This is a genomic window from Mycolicibacterium monacense, from assembly GCF_010731575.1.
Taxonomy (GTDB): domain Bacteria; phylum Actinomycetota; class Actinomycetes; order Mycobacteriales; family Mycobacteriaceae; genus Mycobacterium; species Mycobacterium monacense.
Map to the genome: position 1 here is coordinate 4,709,532 of NZ_AP022617.1, position 19,048 is coordinate 4,728,579.

16 protein-coding genes are annotated in these 19,048 nt (G+C 69.5%); 6 read left to right on the forward strand and 10 right to left on the reverse strand.

From position 1 onward, the window contains the following. The first annotated feature begins 61 nt into the window (after positions 1–61). Positions 62–793 (forward strand): SDR family oxidoreductase, encoded by a 732-nt coding sequence (locus G6N49_RS22490; RefSeq protein WP_110807585.1) that lies wholly within the window; start codon positions 62–64, stop codon positions 791–793. Positions 794–948: 155 nt separating this feature from the next. On the opposite strand, the gene G6N49_RS22495 is transcribed toward G6N49_RS22490, so the two are convergent. The 5 genes from G6N49_RS22495 to G6N49_RS22515 all read right to left on the reverse strand — a co-directional run bounded on the left by G6N49_RS22495 (position 949) and on the right by G6N49_RS22515 (position 8,062). Beyond that, positions 949–1,824, reverse strand: a complete 876-nt coding sequence (locus tag G6N49_RS22495; RefSeq protein WP_064875015.1) for an enoyl-CoA hydratase/isomerase family protein — start codon at positions 1,822–1,824, stop codon at positions 949–951. A gap of 8 nt (positions 1,825–1,832) precedes the next feature. Next, on the reverse strand, positions 1,833–3,353 hold the full coding sequence (gene fadD4, locus G6N49_RS22500; protein ID WP_064874961.1) for a fatty-acid--CoA ligase FadD4: 1,521 nt from the start codon (positions 3,351–3,353) through the stop codon (positions 1,833–1,835). A gap of 165 nt (positions 3,354–3,518) precedes the next feature. After that, positions 3,519–5,348, reverse strand: a complete 1,830-nt coding sequence (locus tag G6N49_RS22505; RefSeq protein ID WP_064875017.1) for a phosphoenolpyruvate carboxykinase (GTP) — start codon at positions 5,346–5,348, stop codon at positions 3,519–3,521. Positions 5,349–5,546: 198 nt separating this feature from the next. Continuing rightward, the gene (locus tag G6N49_RS22510) at positions 5,547–7,040 is read right to left on the reverse strand and encodes a hypothetical protein (RefSeq protein WP_083044521.1); all 1,494 of its coding nucleotides are present in this window, start codon (positions 7,038–7,040) and stop codon (positions 5,547–5,549) included. Next, positions 7,037–8,062, reverse strand: coding sequence for a hypothetical protein (locus G6N49_RS22515; RefSeq protein ID WP_083044520.1), 1,026 nt, complete (start codon positions 8,060–8,062; stop codon positions 7,037–7,039). The genes G6N49_RS22510 and G6N49_RS22515 overlap by 4 nt, the downstream gene beginning before the upstream one ends. Positions 8,063–8,156: 94 nt before the next feature. Between G6N49_RS22515 and trmB the strand changes: the two genes are divergently transcribed. Genes trmB through G6N49_RS22530 form a run of 3 tightly spaced genes read left to right on the forward strand, consistent with a single transcriptional unit; the run spans position 8,157 to position 12,947 of the window. Further along, positions 8,157–8,936: a tRNA (guanosine(46)-N7)-methyltransferase TrmB gene (trmB, locus tag G6N49_RS22520; RefSeq protein WP_064874967.1), complete on the forward strand. Its 780-nt coding sequence runs from the start codon at positions 8,157–8,159 to the stop codon at positions 8,934–8,936. After that, positions 8,933–9,631 carry an NYN domain-containing protein gene (locus G6N49_RS22525; RefSeq protein ID WP_011557599.1) on the forward strand — a complete coding sequence of 233 codons (699 nt, stop codon included), beginning with the start codon at positions 8,933–8,935 and terminating at the stop codon, positions 9,629–9,631. Before trmB ends, G6N49_RS22525 begins: the two co-directional genes overlap by 4 nt. A 46-nt stretch (positions 9,632–9,677) precedes the next feature. Further along, positions 9,678–12,947, forward strand: coding sequence for an MMPL family transporter (locus tag G6N49_RS22530; protein ID WP_083044519.1), 3,270 nt, complete (start codon positions 9,678–9,680; stop codon positions 12,945–12,947). A 22-nt stretch (positions 12,948–12,969) separates the two neighbouring features. Here G6N49_RS22530 and G6N49_RS22535 read toward each other — a convergent pair whose 3' ends face one another. Next, positions 12,970–14,115 carry an AI-2E family transporter gene (locus tag G6N49_RS22535; RefSeq protein ID WP_011854243.1) on the reverse strand — a complete coding sequence of 382 codons (1,146 nt, stop codon included), beginning with the start codon at positions 14,113–14,115 and terminating at the stop codon, positions 12,970–12,972. A 118-nt stretch (positions 14,116–14,233) separates the two neighbouring features. Here G6N49_RS22535 and G6N49_RS22540 point away from each other — a divergent pair, with 118 nt between their 5' ends. Continuing rightward, positions 14,234–15,370: a lysylphosphatidylglycerol synthase transmembrane domain-containing protein gene (locus G6N49_RS22540; RefSeq protein WP_011557595.1), complete on the forward strand. Its 1,137-nt coding sequence runs from the start codon at positions 14,234–14,236 to the stop codon at positions 15,368–15,370. Positions 15,371–15,430: 60 nt separating this feature from the next. After that, positions 15,431–15,814 (forward strand): DUF3054 domain-containing protein, encoded by a 384-nt coding sequence (locus G6N49_RS22545; RefSeq protein ID WP_064874971.1) that lies wholly within the window; start codon positions 15,431–15,433, stop codon positions 15,812–15,814. Here the strand turns inward: G6N49_RS22545 and G6N49_RS22550 are convergent. The 4 genes from G6N49_RS22550 to G6N49_RS22565 all read right to left on the reverse strand — a co-directional run bounded on the left by G6N49_RS22550 (position 15,802) and on the right by G6N49_RS22565 (position 18,906). Further along, on the reverse strand, positions 15,802–17,139 hold the full coding sequence (locus tag G6N49_RS22550; RefSeq protein WP_083044518.1) for a sensor histidine kinase: 1,338 nt from the start codon (positions 17,137–17,139) through the stop codon (positions 15,802–15,804). The two genes, G6N49_RS22545 and G6N49_RS22550, sit on opposite strands and share 13 nt — an antisense overlap. 4 nt (positions 17,140–17,143) lie before the next feature. Further along, positions 17,144–17,875, reverse strand: coding sequence for a response regulator transcription factor (locus G6N49_RS22555; protein ID WP_011557592.1), 732 nt, complete (start codon positions 17,873–17,875; stop codon positions 17,144–17,146). Positions 17,876–17,880: 5 nt separating this feature from the next. Beyond that, on the reverse strand, positions 17,881–18,279 hold the full coding sequence (locus G6N49_RS22560; RefSeq protein WP_011557591.1) for a heme-binding protein: 399 nt from the start codon (positions 18,277–18,279) through the stop codon (positions 17,881–17,883). A 138-nt stretch (positions 18,280–18,417) separates the two neighbouring features. Continuing rightward, positions 18,418–18,906 (reverse strand): hemophore, encoded by a 489-nt coding sequence (locus tag G6N49_RS22565; RefSeq protein ID WP_011557590.1) that lies wholly within the window; start codon positions 18,904–18,906, stop codon positions 18,418–18,420. Positions 18,907–19,048: the final 142 nt, after the last annotated feature.

The following is a 19,048-nucleotide window of genomic DNA, read 5'->3' on the forward strand; positions in this document are numbered from 1 at the left end:
TGCTGCACCCAGGCACACCGCATCCTGGTTGCGCGCCGCGCACCACACGATGCTGGGGCACATGACTGATTCGAAGATCATCCTCGTCACCGGCGCCAGCAGCGGGATCGGCGCCGCCGTCGCCACCCACCTCGCCCGTGCCGGCCACCATGTCATCGCCGGCGCGCGCCGCGAGGACCGCCTGCGCGAACTCGTCGACGGCGCCGCCGATCTCGAGCACGGAAGCCTGTCGGTGCGCCGGCTCGACGTCACCGACCGCGCCGAGATGGCGGCCTTCGTCGACGACGCCGTGTCCACTCACGGCCGTATCGATGTCCTCGTCAACAACGCCGGGATCATGCCCCTGTCGCGGCTCGACGCCCTGCTGGTCGACCAGTGGGACGCCATGATCGACGTCAACGTCCGGGGCCTGCTCAACGGCATCGCCGCGGCGCTGCCGCACTTCCAGCGGCTCGGCGGCGGACACTTCGTGACCGTGGCCTCGATCGGCGCCCACGAGGTGGTGCCCACGTCCGCGGTGTACAGCGCCACCAAGTACGCGGCGTGGGCGATCACCGAGGGCCTGCGCCAGGAGTCCGACCCCTCGATCCGCGTCACGACCGTCTCCCCCGGCGTGGTGGAGTCCGAGCTCGCGAGCACCATCACCGATCCCGGCGCCGCGGCGGCGATGCAGGACTACCGGGCCGCCGCGATCACACCGGACGCGATCGCCCGAGCCATCGCCTACGCGATCTCCGAACCCGAGGAGGTCGATGTCAACGAGGTGATCGTGCGGCCAGCGCGCCAGCGCTGACCGCGTTGGCACTTCTGCGCATCACCGGTCAATCGCTGCCACGGGAACAAAACCCGGTATCTGCCCCGTTTGACACTGCGGACCGGTCATCACTGACCGCCCCCCGATCGCGAGGAGCGCCCATTCCCCCCGGGCGCTCCTCGCCCGGTCTCCGGTCATTCGACGGCGTCCACCAGGCCCCACCGCAGGGCGGTCGACGGGTCGATCGTCCGCCCGGACAGCACCAGGTAGCCGGTTCGCCACCGTCCGATCCGGCGGGTGATGCTGACCGTGCCGCCCGCGCCCGGGATCAGCCCGAGGGTCAGTTCGGGCAGGCCGAACACCGCGTCCGGGCTGCTGACCACCCATCCGCAGAAGGCCGCCATCTCCAACCCGCTCCCCAGCACCTGACCGTGCACCTGCGCGCGGCACCGCCGGCCGAGGCGCGCCGTCACCTCGTCGAGCACCAGGGCCGGGCTGTGTCGGGTCCGCGCGAGGTGCGCGGAGGCCGGGTCGTCGAAGCTGCCGAACTCGGCGAGATCGCCACCGCTGGAGAACGATCGACCGACCCCGGACAGCACCACCTCATCGACCGAGGGATCGAGCCGGGCCACCTCGAGCGCCTCGAGCAGTGCGGCGCGGGCACCCGTGGAAAAGGCGTTGTGGCGTTCGGGCCGGTTGAAGCGGACGGTCAGGCACCCGTCTCTGCGTTCTGCCACAACAGGATTTGCTGTCTCGGGGGCCTGCGCCGGGCCGCGTTCGGCGAGCCAGCGGCCGAACTCAGGGCCCGACTGCAACGTCGAATAGGCCAGCGATTCGGTGATCACCCCGGCGAACGTGGATCGCGCGGGATCGAACGCGCGCAACACGTCGTCGCATACGGCCGCGGCCTGCGGCCACCGACGACAACGCTCGTCGAGTTCGGCGAGCGTATCGGCCACCGATGCGACGGCGACCACCCGCGGATCGTCGGACGGCGCCTCGGTCAGCGTGAACGAGGCGTCGTCGCAAGGGGTTTCGACCGCGACGCGGATGCCGCCGGCCAGTTCCACCGGATCGTTCACGAGTACTTCTTGATCAACTCCTGCTTGTAGAGCTTGCCGGTGTCCGTGCGGGGCAGCTGCGGTTCGAACGACAGCGACCGTGGACATTTGTAGTGCGCCAGCCGATCCCGCAGCCAGGAGATCAGTTCCTCGGCGAAGGCGTCGGTCGCGTCGGCAGGGTCCACGGTCTGCACCACGGCCCTGACGCTCTGTCCCATCTCGTCGTCGGGGACGCCGAACACCGCGGCGTCCATCACCTTGGGATGGGTGATCAACATGTTCTCGGCTTCCTGCGGATAGATGTTGACCCCGCCGGAGATGATCATGTGGTGGCGCCGGTCGGTGAGGTAGAGATAACCCTCCTCGTCGAGATATCCGATGTCGCCCACCGTCTTCCAACCGAGTGGATGCCGTGACGAGGCGGTCTTCTCGGGGTCGTTGAGGTACTCGAAGTCGTAGCCGCCCTCGAAGTAGATCTCACCGGCCTGCCCCGGCGGCAACTCGTTGCCGTCTTCACCGACGATGTGGAGGACACCCGTGAGGGGACGGCCGACTGAACCGGGGTGCGTCAGCCACTCCTCGGCGGTGATCAGCGTGGACCCGTGCGCCTCCGAGGACGCGTAGTACTCGTCGACGATCGGCCCCCACCAGTCGATCATCTGCTTCTTGATCTCCACCGGGCACGGCGCGGCCGCGTGCATGACCCGCTCGAGGCTCGACACGTCGTACGACTTGCGGACGTCCTCCGGCAGTTTCAGCATCCGGGTGAACATCACCGGCACGAACTGGCCGTGCGTGACCCTGTACTTGGCGATGGCGTCGAGGGCGCCTTCGGCGTCGAACTTCTCCATCACGACGGTGGTGATACCGCCGGCCTGGGTCTGCATCGACCACACCGAGGGTGCGGTGTGGTACAGCGGTGCGGGGCTGAGGTACACGGCGTCGGGGTGCATCCAGAACGACACCAGCGCGGCCATCATGCCCGGCGACTCCGACGGCGGCACATGCGGCAGTTCGCGTTTGATCCCCTTCGGACGCCCGGTCGTGCCGGACGAGTACTGCAGCAGATCGCCCTCGATCTCGTCGGCGATCGGGGTGTCGGGCTTGTCGGCCACGCAGTCGGGATAGCTCTGCCAGCCGTCGAGTTGCGCGCCGGCGATCAGCCGGAGCGGCGGCAGCCCGTGCGGGAGTTCCGCTTCGAGCCCGGCCAGGGTGTCGGTGAGCTTGCCCGAACCGACGATCGCCTTGGCACCGCTGTTGTCGACGATGTAGGCGACCTCGGCAGCGGTGAGGTGGGTGTTGATCGGGACGTAGTACAGCCCGCTGCGGCGGGCCGCCCACATCACGGCGTGGATGTGCTCGTTGTTCTCCATCAGGATCGCGACGGCGTCGCCTTCGACCAGGCCGGCATCGCGGAACAGGTGGGCGAGCCGGTTCGCCCGCGCCTCGAGTTCGCCGAACGTCACCACCGTGCCGGAGGGATACATGATGATGGCGGGCTTGTCGGGGGTGGCAACAGCGGTGTCGCGGATCTGCATGTGAGCACTGTACTAGGGGTGAGTTGACAGGTGTCAAGAGCCCGAGTATGGCCGGGAGCACACCGTCGGGCGGCCGCGAGCGGGCGTCAAAAGCACACCGCGAGCGGGGTGTCGAAGATCAGACACGCCGCTCGCGGTGAAAGAGAACCTGGCGGTGAAAGAGAACTAAGCCTCTTCGGCCAGTCGGTGCTTGAGCGCGTCGAACTCGTCGCGGATGCCCGTGGGCAGCTTCTCGCCGACGAACTCGAACCACTCCTCGATAAGCGGCAGTTCCTGCCGCCACTCCTCGGGCTTGACCGCCAGCGCGGCGTCGACGTCCTCCGGGTCGACATCCAGACCCTCGAGGTCGAGGTCCTGCGCGGTCGGCACGATGCCGATCGGCGTGCTGCGGCCGTCGGCCTTGTGCTCGATGCGCTCGATGGCCCACTTGAGCACGCGGCTGTTCTCGCCGAAGCCCGGCCACAGGAAGCGGCCGTCGTCGCCGCGGCGGAACCAGTTCACGAAGAACACCGCGGGCATCTTCGACTCGTCGGCGTTCTTGCCGATGTCGATCCAGTGCTGGAAGTAGTCGCCGACGTTGTAGCCGAGGAACGGCAGCATCGCCATCGGATCGCGGCGCACCGTGCCGACCTTGCCCTCGGCGGCGGCGGTCTGCTCCGAGCCGAGGGTGGCCCCGATGAAGACGCCGTGCTGCCAGTCGCGGGCCTGGGTGATCAGCGGGACGGTCGTCTTGCGGCGGCCGCCGAACAGGATGGCCGAGATCGGCACGCCCTGCGGATCGTCCCACTCGGGCGCCAGTGTCGGGCACTGGGAGATCGGCGTGCAGTAACGCGAGTTCGGGTGGGCGGCCTTCGTTTCCGTCTCACGCAGGATGTAGTCGTTGCCCTTCCAGTCGATCAGGTGGTCGGGCTCACCCTCCAGACCTTCCCACCACACATCGCCGTCGTCGGTCTTGGCGACGTTGGTGAAGACGGTGTTGCCTGCCTCGATGGTCTTCATCGCGTTCGGGTTCGACGACCAGTTCGTCCCGGGGGCGACGCCGAAGAAGCCGAATTCGGGGTTGACGGCGTACAGGCGGCCGTCCTTGCCGAACCGCATCCACGCGATGTCGTCGCCGACGGTCTCGGCGCGCCAGCCCGGAATGGTGGGCTGCAGCATCGCGAGGTTGGTCTTACCGCAGGCCGACGGGAACGCCGCGGCGATGAAATAGGCCTTGTTCTCCGGGGAGATGAGCTTGAGGATCAGCATGTGCTCGGCGAGCCAGCCCTCGTCGTGGGCCATCGCCGAGGCGATCCGAAGCGAGTAGCACTTCTTGCCGAGCAGCGCGTTGCCGCCGTAACCCGATCCGTAGCTCCAGATCTCGCGGGTCTCGGGGAAGTGGGTGATGTACTTGGTGTCGTTGCACGGCCAGGGCACGTCCTTCTCACCGGGCTCCAGCGGTGCGCCGAGGGAATGCAGCGCCTTGACGAAGAACCCGTCGGTGCCCATCTTGTCGAGCGCCGCCTGACCCATGCGGGTCATCGTGCGCATCGAGACCACCACGTACTCCGAATCGGTGATCTCCACGCCGAGCTTGGGGTCCTCGGCTTCGAGCGGACCCATGCAGAACGGCACCACATACATGGTGCGGCCGCGCATGCTGCCGCGGTAGAGGTCGGTCAAGATGCCGCGCATCTCCGCGGGGTCCATCCAGTTGTTGGTCGGACCGGCGTCGATCTCGCGCTCAGAGCAGATATAGGTGCGCGACTCGACGCGCGCCACGTCTGAGGGGTCGGAGAGTGCCAGGTAGGAGTTCGGCTTCTTCTCCTCGTTCAGCTTCTGGAAGGTGCCCGCCTCGCACAGCTGCTCGGTCAGCCGGGCGCACTCCTCCTCGGAACCGTCGGTGAACACCACCCGGTCGGGCTGGGTCAGCTCGGCGACCTCCCGAACCCAGGCCAGCAGTCCCTCGTGTTTGGTCGGAGCGGTGTCCAGACCCGGAATGGTGGCTGAAGTCATACTGTGATTCTCCTGCATCTTCCTGCACTAGGTTCCGCCAGGACGCAGGCCCACGATGACGCCGATGAACGAGATCAACGGCGATCACGGTCGTCCCTTGTTCCCGAGGTTAACGTGGGTGACATACCCGAAGGAATTCGGATCTATGTCCGATGACTCACAGGAACGATTCAGAAAAGCAAATAACGCACCTACCGATCAGTAGCCGACGTTTTTTCCGGAATTGCGTTCGTTCGCATCGGTGAATTCGTCTGCTTTTTTGTCGTACAACTCGGCGCACACCGCCTCCAGCGCGCGCTGCAAGCCGGGTAGCCGACGGTCGCGCAGCGCCGCGGCACGCGCCGTGGCGGCCGCGTGCTCCCGCAGTTCGGCGTCGATCTCGGCGATCCGGGCGGCCGCGGCGTCCGCGTCGGCCTCCTCCTCGGCGGCCAGCGCGGCGGTCAGCGCCGCCTCGGCGGCCAGCACACGGGTGGCGACGGCCTCTTCGGCCGCCGAGCGCAGCGTCGCGGTGACGTCGGCGACCCAGCGGTCCAGGACACCGCGATCGTGCAGCAGCCCGCGGATGCCGACCACCCACACCGCCACCGCCAGCCCGGCCGCCGCGCCGGCGAGCACACCGGCGACCGTCAGGCCCGGATCGACCCCGCTGAACAGCCGGCTCACCGCGAGGGCGACGCCGAGTCCGAAGCCGGCGCCGAGCAACATCATCAGCCGCGTCTCGAGCCGACGCGACCGCAACGACGGCCCGGGGAGGTCGGGGACGGGAATCGGCTGCGGAGGTGGCGGCACGTCGTCCAGGTGCAGGTCGGCCGCGACGGCGGTCAGGTGGGTGGTGACGCCCTCGTCGACCTCGGTCATCACCTCGGCGGCGCGGCCGCGCACCGTCTGTTCGAAGGCGTCGAGTTTGCGGCGGCCCAGTTCGGCGATGTCCTCCTGCAGTTCGCCGCGCACCGATGCGCACCGGTTGCGCGCGAAGTACGTCAACTGCACGCGCGCCTGCTGGATCTGGCTCCGCAGGGCGATCGCGCGTTGCGACTTCTCCACCCGTCTGGCGCGGCGGATCTCGTCGCGCTGCGCGCGCAGGGCGGACACCCGGGCGTGCCGGTCGGCGCCCTCACCGTCGGCGCGATAGCGCGCGACCACCTTATTGAGCTGACTTTCCCACGCCCGCAACCGGTTTCGTCGCATCACCTCGGGATTGCCGAGAGTGTCACGCAGCAGGTCGACCAGGTCGTCGACCGCCGGGTCCCCGTCGTCAGGCGCCGCGGCCACCCCGACCCACGGCAGCGCGGCGTAGCGCCGGCGGTGCGCGCCGAGCAGTTCGCGGTCGGCGGCCATGACCTCACGCCAGTCGAGGTGCACGTCGATCTTGGTGACGACGCCGATGACGCAGTCGGTGTGGTCGGCCGCCAGATCGAGCAGTTCACAGTCGGAGCCGGCCAGCGGGGAGACCGCCGAGACCGCGAACACCACGGCGACGGGTGCGCTGCCCGCGGGCAGTTCGTCGGCCTCGACGAACGACACCTCCGGTAGCCGGTCGCGCAGGACCGCGATCAGGCTGCTGACCCCGGCCAGCCACGGACCGGTGACCAGCACGCTGTCGCTGGGCTGCACCCCCGGCGAGTCCAGCGCGGGGTCGACGGCGGCGACCACCGCGTCGGCCGCGGCGACAGGATCGGAGGCGGCGCTCATCGGCGGCGCTCGAACAGCCGCAGCGAACCGCGGGCGATGTCGGCGCCGCACGCCCGATGCAGCGGGCTCACCGGGCCGCGGCTGTAGCCGCGCCACCACACCGCCCGGCGCAGGTGCGTGGCGGCGTCGTCACCGGGGTCGACCACCAGCCCGGCCGCCTGCACCACATCGACGGCCGCGGTCATGACCGCGAGGACGGTGTCGTCATCGGCGAGGAACGCCGCGATCCGATCGTTGCCGGCGGCGCGACCCTGGAGTTCGGCGAGCGCCGCCCGGATCCGGTCGTACCGCGCCGGCGCGGCCAGTGCGTCGAGCCGGCCGAGTACCCGGTCGAACCCGCTCACCTCACGCAGCAGCGTCGGCAGGTCGTGCGGGTCGGCGCCGTCGCGCAGCGCGCGGACGCTGTGCGCGACACCGCGCAGGCCGAGCGTCCGCAGCAGCCGCATGCGGACGTCGCGAGGCAGTGGGTGGGCGGCGTCGAGGAACGCATTCGCCGAACGCAGCTCGGCAGGCTCCGCCGCCAGCAGCTGCAACGCGCCGGGTGCGTCGTCGTCGAGGCTGTCGTCGTCGAGGCTGACGTCGGCGAGCAGCGCGACGACGGACTCCACCGGGACGTCGCCGTGTTCGCCGGAGCCGAACCGGCGCAGCGCATCGGGCGGGATCGGTCCGGTGAGGTCGGCCTTGTTACACACCACCACGACGGGCACGTCGGCGTCGCGCCACGCCGCCACCGACGCCACGTCCTCCGGTTTGACCGCCTCGGCGACGACCACCACCGCGACGTCGGGGGTGTGCTCCGCGACCCGCCTTCCGTCCCGCGCGAGCGCACGGGCCAGCGTGGTGCGGCCGACCCCGGCGCGGCCGGTGACGGCCACGCGCGGAGGTGCCGCCAGGCGGGCGGCGACCGCCGCCACCGCCGCGTCCCCGCACTCCTGCGCGAAGCGTGTCAGCACGTCATCGAAGTCGGGAACGAGAATCGCTGCGCCCTCCCTCCGCGTGGGGTCCCGGGGAAATCGTGGCATCTGTCGGGGCGCCTCACGTACGGATGTTTGGCGTGCCAGCCGAAGGCAACTGTTGGGTATCAATCTGTACCACGATGGGGGTCCCCCGGCACTGATGAGACACCATGGACGGATGCACGCGCGCGAGTCTGATGTCGCCGGCGGGCCGGCGCCTGACTCAGCCGGGGACGACTCACCCTCGGCGCACCGTCACCGGCGGGTGACGAGCTTCCGGTCGCGCCGTTCGGCGCTGTCCGGAGGACAGCAGGACACCTGGGAGCGGCTGTGGCCGGAGCTCGGCACCGAGGCGCGTGACGACGACGGCCGACCGGCGGCGCTGATCGACACCGCGGCGTGGTTCGGCCGGACCGCACCGCTGGTCCTGGAGATCGGGTCGGGTACCGGCACCTCGACGCTGGCGATGGCGCAGGACGAACCGGACATCGACGTGATCGCGGTGGAGGTGTACCGGCGCGGCCTCGCCCAGCTGCTCACCGGCATCGACCGGGCCGGGGTGCGCAACATCAGGATGATCCGCGGTGACGGCGTCGACGTGCTCGAATACATGGTGGCGAGCGGCTCGCTGACCGGCGTGCGGGTGTTCTTCCCCGACCCGTGGCCCAAGGCCCGCCACCACAAACGTCGGCTGCTGCAGCCGTCGACCGTGGCGCTGATCGCCGACCGGCTGCGCCCCGGCGGCATCCTGCACGCGGCCACCGACCACGCCGGCTACGCCGAGCAGATCGCGGCGGTGGGCGACGCCGAACCGCTGCTGCGCCGGGTCGATCTCACCGATGACCTGCCGATCTCGGCGCGCCGGCCCGTCACGAAGTACGAGCGCAAGGCCCTGGCCGGCCCCGACGTCGCCGAACTGCTCTGGGAGAAGGTGCCGTGAGCGTCACCGAAGACCTTCCGCAGGAGATCCCGCAGGTCACGCCGCCCCCGCCGCCCGCCGGTCCGCCCGCCGGAACGCAGCGGGTGCTGCTGGTGTGGGATGCGCCGAACCTGGACATGGGGCTCGGCTCGATCATCGGCGGCAGGCCCACGGCGGCGCACCGGCCCCGGTTCGACGCGCTCGGCCGCTGGCTGCTCGGCCGGACCGCCGACCTGTCCGCCGGCCGCGAGGACGTCACGCTCGAACCAGAGGCGACGGTGTTCACCAACATCGCACCCGGCAGCGCCGACGTCGTCAGGCCGTGGGTGGAGGCGCTGCGCAACGTCGGTTTCGCCGTCTTCGCCAAACCCAAGATCGACGAGGACAGCGACGTCGACAGCGACATGCTGGACCACATCGCGCTGCGCCGCCGCGAGGGGCTGGCCGCCGTGCTGGTCGCCTCGGCGGACGGTCAGGCGTTCCGGCTGCCGCTGGAAGAGATCGCCCGTGAGGGGATCCCCGTGCAGGTGCTCGGATTTCGCGAACATGCGAGCTGGGCGCTAGCGTCGGATACCTTGGAGTTCGTCGATCTGGAAGACATTCCTGGTGTTTTCCGGGAGCCGTTGCCGCGGATCGGACTCGATTCGCTGCCTGAGCAGGGAGCATGGCTGCAGCCGTTCCGGCCGCTGTCCGCGCTGCTGACCTCGCGTGTGTGACATCTGTGGCCACAGCGCGGTCGACATGAATTGGTAAGGAGCTTACGTGTTCGCCTGGTGGGGTCGAAACGTATACCGATATCGGTACATCGTGATCGGTGTCATGGTGGCGCTGTGCATCGGTGGCGGCATCTACGGGATCAGTCTCGGTAACAACGTCACGCAGAGCGGTTTCTACGACGAGGGAAGCCAGTCGGTGCAGGCGTCGGTCGCCGGCGACGAGGTCTACGGCCGCGACCGCACCAGCCACGTCGTCGCGATCCTGACCCCGCCCGACGGCGAGAAGGTCGACAACCCGGAGTGGCAGCGCGAGGTCGTCGGCGAGCTCGACGCTCTCGTCAAGGACCATCCGGACCAGGTGGTGAGCTGGGTCGGCTGGCTACGGGCGCCCGACGCCGCCAGCGAGACCGTGCAGCAGATGAAGACGGCCGATCTGTCGAAGACCTTCGTCAGCGTCCCGCTCAAAGGCGACACCGACGACGAGATCCTGAAGAACTACCAGGTCATCGAACCCGACCTGCAGGAGATCAACGACGGCAACATCCAACTGGCCGGCCTCAACCCGCTGGCCAGCGAACTCACGGGCAGCATCGGTGAAGACCAGAAGCGGGCCGAGGTCGCCGCCATCCCGCTGGTCTGCGTGGTGCTGTTCTTCGTTTTCGGCGGCGTGATCGCCGCGGCACTGCCCGGCCTCATCGGCGGTCTCACCATCGCCGGCGCGCTGGGCATCATGCGCCTGCTCGCCGAGATCATGCCCGTGCACTTCTTCGCCCAGCCGGTGGTGACGCTCATGGGCCTGGGCATCGCCGTCGACTACGGGTTGTTCATGGTCAGCCGGTTCCGAGAAGAACTCGCCGAGGGCTACGACACCGAGGCGGCGGTACGCCGCACGGTGATGACCTCCGGCCGCACGATCATGTTCTCCGCGGTCATCCTGGTCGCCTCGTCCGTCCCGCTGCTGTTGTTCCCGCAGGGCTTCCTGAAGTCGATCACCTACGCGATCATCGCCTCGGTCATGCTGGCGGCGGTCCTGTCGATCACCGTCCTCGCCGCGGCACTGGCGATTCTCGGGCCCCGGGTCGATGCGCTCGGCGTCAAGACACTCATCAAGTTCGCCGAACCCGATCCAATCTCCTCCGACCCGGCGGTCCAGAAGACCAACACGTTCGCCATCGCCTCGATCCCGCTGGGGCTGCTGGTGCCGCCGGTGGGCATCGCGCTGGGCCACATCGCCCGCAAGCGCATCAAGCAGACGGGTGAACAGGGCGCCAACCTGGCCCTGATCGGACTGGTCCTCGGCTACACCGTGCTGTACGGCGCCATGGCCTACGGCGTCATCGCGTTGAAGGACAACGGCACCATCGGCAGCGGCGTCTACTGGATGTTGCTCGGCATCGTGGCCTTCCTCGTCATCGTCACCTTCGGCCTCGCCCTCGCGCGGTACGTGCCGTTGGCGCGTCGCCCCATCGTGTGGTGGCTGCACTGGTTGGCGGAGAAGACCCAGAAGACCAAGACCCGCGCCGAGGTCGAGCAGGGGTTCTGGGGCAAGTTGGTCACCCACGTGATGAAGCGCCCCGGCACGTTCGCCTTCCCGATCATCGTCGTGATGATCCTGCTGATCATCCCGCTGGGCCAGCTGTCTCTCGGCGGCATCAGCGAGAAGTACCTGCCGCCGGACAACTCCGTCCGGCAGGCGCAGGAGGACTTCGACCGCAGCTTCCCCGGCTTCCGCACCGAACCGCTGACGATCGTGCTCAAGAGCGACAACGGTGACCCGGTCACCGATCAGCAGGTGGCCGACATCCGCGCCAAGGCGATGTCGATCAGCGGCTTCATCGATCCCGACAACGACCCGTCGAAGATGTGGCAGGAACGGTCGGTCCAGGAAGGCGGCTCCGAGGATCCGTCGGTGCGGGTGATCCAGAACGGTCTGGAGAACCGCAACGACGCCGCCACCAAGATCGAAGAGTTGCGAGCGTTGTCCCCACCGCGCGGAGTCTCCGTGTGGGTCGGCGGTACGCCGGCGCTCGAGCAGGACAGTATCCACAGCCTGTTCGACCGGCTGCCGTTGATGGTCACGATCCTGATCGTCACGACGACGATCCTGATGTTCCTGGCGTTCGGGTCGCTCGTCCTGCCGATCAAGGCCGCGTTGATGAGTGCCCTGACGTTGGGGTCGACGATGGGCATCCTGACGTGGATGTTCGTCGACGGGCACGGGTCCGGGCTGATGAACTACACGCCGCAGCCCCTGATGGCGCCGATGATCGGCCTGATCATCGCGGTCATCTGGGGTCTGTCCACCGACTACGAGGTCTTCCTGGTCTCCCGCATGGTGGAGGCGCGCGCCCGCGGGCTGTCCACGGCGGAGGCCATCCGGGTCGGCACGGCCACCACGGGACGATTGATCACCGGTGCCGCGCTGGTGCTGGCCGTCGTCGCCGGTGCGTTCGTGTTCTCCGATCTGGTGATGATGAAGTACCTCGCGTTCGGCCTGCTGCTCGCGCTGTTGCTGGACGCGACGATCATCCGGATGTTCCTGGTGCCGGCGATCATGAAGATGCTCGGCGACGACTGCTGGTGGGCGCCGCGCTGGATGAAGCGTCTGCAGGAGCGCCTCGGCCTCGGCGAGGTCGAACTGCCGGACGAGCGCAAACGTCCGCTGGTGCGCGATCCCGCAGAAGACCAGGCGCTGGTCGGCGCGGGCGCTCCGGTACCGCCGCGGCCGCGGCCGCCGCACGATCCGACGCACCCCGGTGTCGAGGGTCGCGTCGGACCCACCCGCATCCCCCCGGGCCCGCCCCGGCTGAACGGTCCGTCGGTCGCCGGCACGAGCCGGATCCCGACCAACCGGCCCGCCCCCGGGCACGAGCCGCCGACGACGCGGTTGTCGATGGCGAAGAACGCGGTGCGCGGTGCGGTCAACACCGCGACCACCCCGCGGGCTCCGCGGCCGACCGGCCCCGCACCCAAGCGCGAGGAACGCGAGATCGAGTCCTGGCTCGGTGAACTGCGTGGCGGCCCGTCCAATCCCGGCGGCGGCCAACCGCCCCGGCCGCCGCAGCCGTCGGCCGAACCGACGACGGCCATGCGGGCCGGTGCGCCGAAGCCCGAACCCGAGCCCGAAGGCAACGAGCCGACGACGGCGATCCCGGTGCAGCGCCCGCCGCAGCCCGAGGAGAGCGACGCCACGACGAAGATCCCGACCCAACAGGATCCGGAGTCGACGGAGAAGCTCAACGCCCCTGAGGAGCAGAAGCGCCGCGGTGGCGGGATGAGCGCGGCGGAGCTGCTGCGCCGCGAAGGCCGGATGTAGGTTCGCCGCTCGCGCCGCTTACCTAGTCGACCTTCTCCTCGACGTCGTCGGGCTCGGCCTGGATGCGCGGCCCTTCGTCGGTCTCGAGGTTCTCGACCGCGGCCGCCTGGTCGCGGGCGAGCAGCACCCGGATCGCGCTGTTGAGGAAGGCGACCGCGGGCACCGCGAGCAGTGCGCCGACGATCCCGGCGAGTACGCCACCACCCGCGATGGCGAGCACCACGGCCAGCGGATGGATGGACACCGCGCGGCCCATCACCAGCGGCTGCAGCACATGCCCTTCGAGCTGTTGCACGGCCAGGATCAGGCCGAGGGTGATCAGCGCGTAGACCAGCCCCTTGGTCAGCAGCGCCACGATGACGGCGAGGAAGCCGGTGACGACGGCACCGACCAGCGGGACGAACGCACCGAGGAACACCAGCGATGCCAACGGCAGCGCCAACGGCACACTCATGATCGCCAGGCCCGTGCCGATGCCGATGGCATCGACGAGCGCGACCAGGAACGTCGCGCGCACGTACCCGATCAACGAGTGGAATCCGGCGCGGCCCGCGCCGCGGACCCGGTCGCGCACGTCCGGCGGGAACACCTGCGTGATGAACCCGAAGATGTTGCGGCCGCCGTGCAGCAGGAAGATCAGCGTGAACAGCACCAGCAGCGCGCCGGTGACGATCTCGGTGATGGTTCCCGCCGTCGACAGCGCACCGCTGGTCAGCCGCTCCTGGTTGTTGCGCACCGCCTCGATCGCGGCGTTGCCTGCGTTGTCGATCTGCTCCCGGCTGAGGTCGAGCGGGCCCTCGACGAGCCAGCGCCGCATACCGTCGATACTTCGCGTGACCTGCTCACCGAGCGCCGGCATACCCTCGACGAACTGGCTGACGACGAAGGTCAGGATGCCGCCCACCACCGCGATGCCGCTGAGCAACACCAGCGCCACGGCTCCACCGCGCGGGGCGCCGCGACGGTCGAGGAAATCGACGGCGGGCATCAACAGCGCCGCGAGCATCGTGGCCAGCGCCACCGGGACGACGATGATCTCCAGACGTGCCACCAACCACAGCACCGCGACGAGGGCGCCGAAGATGATCAGCAGCCGCCACGACCATGCGGCGGCCTTGCGGACGAGCGGCGAGACCGACTGGTCCTCCAGGGACACACCGTCTGACATGCGATGAGCGTAGCCGTCACCGGCGTCAGCGGACCGTAGGCGCATAATCGCCCGGCCCGCGGCGGCGCGCCTGCGCGGGCAGGCGAATCCGTGCAGACGCACCGTTACTCTGTAGTGCGTGTCCCACGACGCGACGGCGAACGACGCCAAGCGAGGACGGGCCGACCCCGACGGATCCACCCGCGGAAAGTACTGGTGGGTCCGCTGGGCGATCATCACCGTCGCGGTCGTCGTGCTCACCGTCGAAGTGGTCCTCGTGTGGGATCAGCTGGCGAAGGCCTGGAAGAGCCTCGTCTCCGCGAACTGGTGGTGGGTGGTCGCCGCCGTCGTCGCGTCGCTGGCCTCGATGCACAGCTTCGCGCAGATCCAGCGCACGCTACTGCGCTCGGCCGGGGTGCACCTGAAGCAGTGGCGCTCGGAGGCGGCGTATTACGCGGGCAACGCGCTGAGCACCACGATGCCCGGTGGCCCGGTGCTCTCGGCGACGTTCCTCTACCGGCAGCAGCGGCTGTGGGGCGCGAGCCCGGTGGTGGCGTCATGGCAGCTGGTGATGTCCGGTGTGCTGCAGGGCGTCGGCCTGGCGTTGCTCGGCCTCGGCGGTGCCTTCATGCTCGGCGCGAGCAAGAACCCGTTGTCGTTGATCTTCACGCTGGGCGGCTTCGCCGCGCTGCTCGTGCTCGCGCAGGCAGTCGCGAGCCGACCCGAGTTGATCGACGGTATCGGCGCACGGCTGCTGGCCCGGTTCAACTCGCTGCGCAACAAACCCCTCGACACGGGTCTGGCGAAGTGGCGGGAACTGCTGCGGCAACTGGAGTCGGTGCAGCTGGGCCGACGCGACCTCAGCATGGCGTTCGGGTGGTCGCTGTTCAACTGGATCGCCGACGTCGCCTGCCTGGCGTTCGCCTGTTACGCCGCGGGCGGCCACCCGTCGCTGGCCGGGCTCACCGTCGCCTACGCCGCCGCGCGTGCGGTCGGCACCATCCCCCTGATGCCCGGTGGGCTGCTGGTCGTGGAGGCGGTGCTGGTCCCGGGTCTGGTGTCGAGCGGGATGACGCTGGCCGGCGCGATCTCCGCGATGCTCATCTACCGGCTCGTCAGCTGGATCTTCCTGGCAGCCATCGGCTGGGTGGTGTTCTTCTTCGTGTTCCGCACCGAGAAGGACATCGACCCCGACGCGCCCGTGAAGGGTGCGCACAAGGCCGGCGAACCGATCCGCAACCAACCGCCCCGTTCCGCGCGCGAGGATCTGGGTTGACCTGCTTCTCCGCCCGCGCCGAAACCGCTGTCAGCCCGATGTTCCTGGATGTGATGACCTATGCCGACCGTTGACCGCCGCACCGCCGCACTCGCCCTGCTGGCCGACCTGGTGTGCGTCGTGGTGTTCTGCACCATCGGACGGCGCAGCCATGCCGAGGGGCTGACGATCGCCGGCATCGCCGAGACCGCGTGGCCCTTCCTGGCGGGCACCGCCGTCGGATGGTTGGCCGCGCGGGCGTGGCGGCGCCCGCTCTCGCTCACCCCGACCGGAGTGCTGGTGTGGGTCTGCACCGTCGCGGTCGGCATGGTGCTGCGCAAGCTGAGCGGTCAGGGCGTCGCGGTCAGCTTCGTCATCGTGGCGTCGCTGGTCACCGCACTGCTGCTGCTCGGATGGCGTGGTGTGGCAACTGCCCTGCGGCACAAGCAGATTCAGCGCAGCTGAGGGTCGCCGCCCTCTATTGACGTGGATACCGTCAGCGTGGCGCGCAACCCGCCGAGCGTGCTGTCGGCCAGTTCAATGGTGCCGCCGTGCAATTCGGCCTGCTGTGCGACCAGCGCGAGCCCCAGACCCGAACCCCCGGGGGCCGCGGTGCTGCCCCGGCGGAACCGGCCGAGCACCGTCTCGTGTTCCTCGGCGGGCAGACCGCGTCCGTCGTCGTCGACGACGATGGTCAGCCACCCGTCGGTGCGCCGCGCGGACAGCACCACGCGGCCGGCGCCGCCGTGGGTGATCGCGTTGCGCACCAGGTTGTCGACGGCGAGGCGCAACCCGTCCGGCAACCCCCACACCGTGCCGAGATCCTCCGCGTCGACCTGGATGTCGACCTGCGGCGCCGAGCGCATGTTCTCCCGCGCCACCCGGTCGAGGGTGTCGGTGATGTCGATCGGTTCGCGGTCCGCGGCCTGGGCCAGCTGACCGGACGCCAGTTGCCCCAGCGCGGTGATGATCGCCTCGACCCGGCGCTGCGCCCGCGACAGGTCCGCGACCACCTCGGCGCGTTCGTCCTCGGGCAGATCGTGGATGCGCAGCGTGTCCAGGTCTGCGCGCATCGCCGTGAGCGGGGTGCGCAACTCGTGGGCGGCGTTGGCGGCGAAGTCCTGCGCGGCCTGCAGCGAGTTCGTCGTGGCCTGCTGCGCGGCGGCCAGCCGCCGCAGCATCGCCGACATCGCCGCGGACAGTTCCTCGGCCTCCCGTGCGCCCCGCACCTCGGGCATCTCGTCGGTGCCCGTGCTGAGCTTCGAGGTCTGCTCGGTGAGCTTGCGCAGCGGCCGGATCGCGGGGCCGGCGAGCAGCCAGCCCAGACCGCCGGCGATGAGTACCGTCACCAGACCCACGAGCACGTACTCGGGGATGCGGCCCCGGCTGAGCAGGATGCTGTCGGCGCGGATGCCGATGGACACCAGCACGCCGCCCTCCTGGTCGACGACGAGGGTCCGCACCCGATAGTCCACGCCGTTGACCTCGACGGTCTCGGTGCCCGGCGGCAGCTTCGGCAGCTGGAACCCACGCTGGAACACCACCTGCCCGGTGGAGCGGTCACGCCCCGTGGTCAACACCCCGCGGCGGGGGTCCTGCAGCTGTTCGGGATACATGCTGGCGTCGACGATGGAGTCGAGCCTCCGGTCGAGCTGGGCATCGTCGTTGCTGGCCAGCACCACCGAGGTGAGGATCGTGAACGCCGCCACGACGGCCGACGCGGCGGCCGCCGACGCCACGGCGACCCGGGTGCGCAACGACGTCGAGCGGAAGAGACGGGGCAACCACACGACGTCAGGGCTCGTCCCGCAGCACGTATCCGATCCCGCGCACGGTGTGGATCACCCGCGGCAGACCGTCGCGCTCGAGTTTGCGCCGCAGGTAGGAGATGAACACGTCGGCGACGTTGGTGTCGACGTCGAAGTCGTAGCCCCAGACCAGCTCGAGCAGCCGCTGGCGCGACAGCACCACGCCGTTGTTCTCGGCGAGGACGGCGAGCAGGTCGAACTCGCGTTTGGTCAGATCCACCCGTTCTCCGTCGACGAACACCAGCCGCCGGGCGGTGTCGATGGTCAACGGCCCGACCGTCATGGTGTCCGACGGGCGGTCGGAGTGGTGGGCCCGGCGCAGCAGCGCATGCAGCCGGGCCACCAGCTCACCGAGGTCGAACGGTTTGGTGAGGTAGTCGTCGGCGCCCGCCTCGAGCCCGGCGATGCGGTCGTTGACGGTGTCGCGCGCCGAGAGCACGCAGATGGGGATGTCGTTGCCGAGCGCGCGCAGCGCGGTCACCACGGCGACACCGTCGAGTTCCGGCATCTGCACGTCGAGCACCAGCGCGTCGTGCGATTCGGCCGACAGCAGCCGTAGCGCTTCCTTACCGTTGGCGGCGACGCGTACGTCGAACCCCGAATGCCGCAGTCCGCGCGCGACGGACGTGCGGACATCGGGGTCGTCGTCGACCATCAGCACCGTGCGACCGGGGGTGTCCTGCGCTGCGGGTTCGGGCTCCCCGGTTTCAGCCCGCACGCCGGTTACGGCGTGTCGACGTCGTCTTCAGGCGGCGTCGCCGTCCCGCACCGGGTCTTCAGGTCGACCAGCGGCTGGCGGATGCCGGTCAGATCGGCCTTCACCTGCGGGTTGGCGTTGAGGTACTCCTCCACCTGCGGCCGGATCTGGTCACGCGACTGACCCTCGAGGCTGGTGAAGAAGTCGTTCACCGGCGGATGGGTGAACAGGTACGCCGACGTGGACGCGGAGACCCCGGAGGCGACGCCGGCCAGATCGGCGGCGGTGCAGTTCGGGGGCAGCGGCGGCGGGGGTGCCGGCTGGGCCATCGCGGGCACCGCGCCGAACAGCATCGCACCGGCAATCGCACCAGCGCCGGCCGCGCCGACCACCACACGTCGTGCGGTACGGGCAGGAAGCAACATGGACATGCTCCTTCATCTGATCTGAGAGGCCGAAACCACGACGGTTGTCGGCACAGCACAGCTAATCAGAATCCGGACAGAGTTTCCTGCCTTAACCGCAAAGAGCAGGGAAAAAGTCTGCTTTCTGCGGTACGGCGCTCATCGGTGGCCGGTCGCGGCGGCCGGTGACACCGGTGACGCCGCGGCGGGCGCCGCGGGCTGAGCAGCGCCGCTCTGCTGCGCGGCCTGCATCAGACCCAGCACCTGCGGGATGGTGACGGGCAGCTTGCACCGCCCGGACAGGTTCGTCAACGGCTGCTGCAGCTTCTGCATATCCGACCCGACCTGGGGGTTGGCGTCGAGATACGCCTTGAGCGAGGCGAGCGAGGCCGGTCCGGCCTGCTGCTGGGCGATGGTGGTCAGCGCCTGATCGGTCTCGGGGTTGGCCGCCAGGTAATTGGAGGTGTTGGTGGCCACGGCGGCGACGGTCTTGGCGACCTGGCTGGCCGCGCACGGGTCCGGAGCCGCGGTCGCCGGGGTCGCGGGCATGGTCAGCGCGGCGGCGGCGACACCGCCGGCGGCGGTGACGGCGAACGCGGCGCAGACGCTTCGGCCCAGACGGTGCCGGCCCAGGGTGATCGATCGCATGGCACTCCTGAAGTAGGAAGGTCCGGACGTCTCCGGACGTCTCTGTGGGTCCCCCGACCCATCGACAGCCGTCGGCCATCCTGCCATCCGCGCGTCGGCGCCCGCCAATCCAAGGAATCGCCCGCCCGGGGCGCGAAGGCCG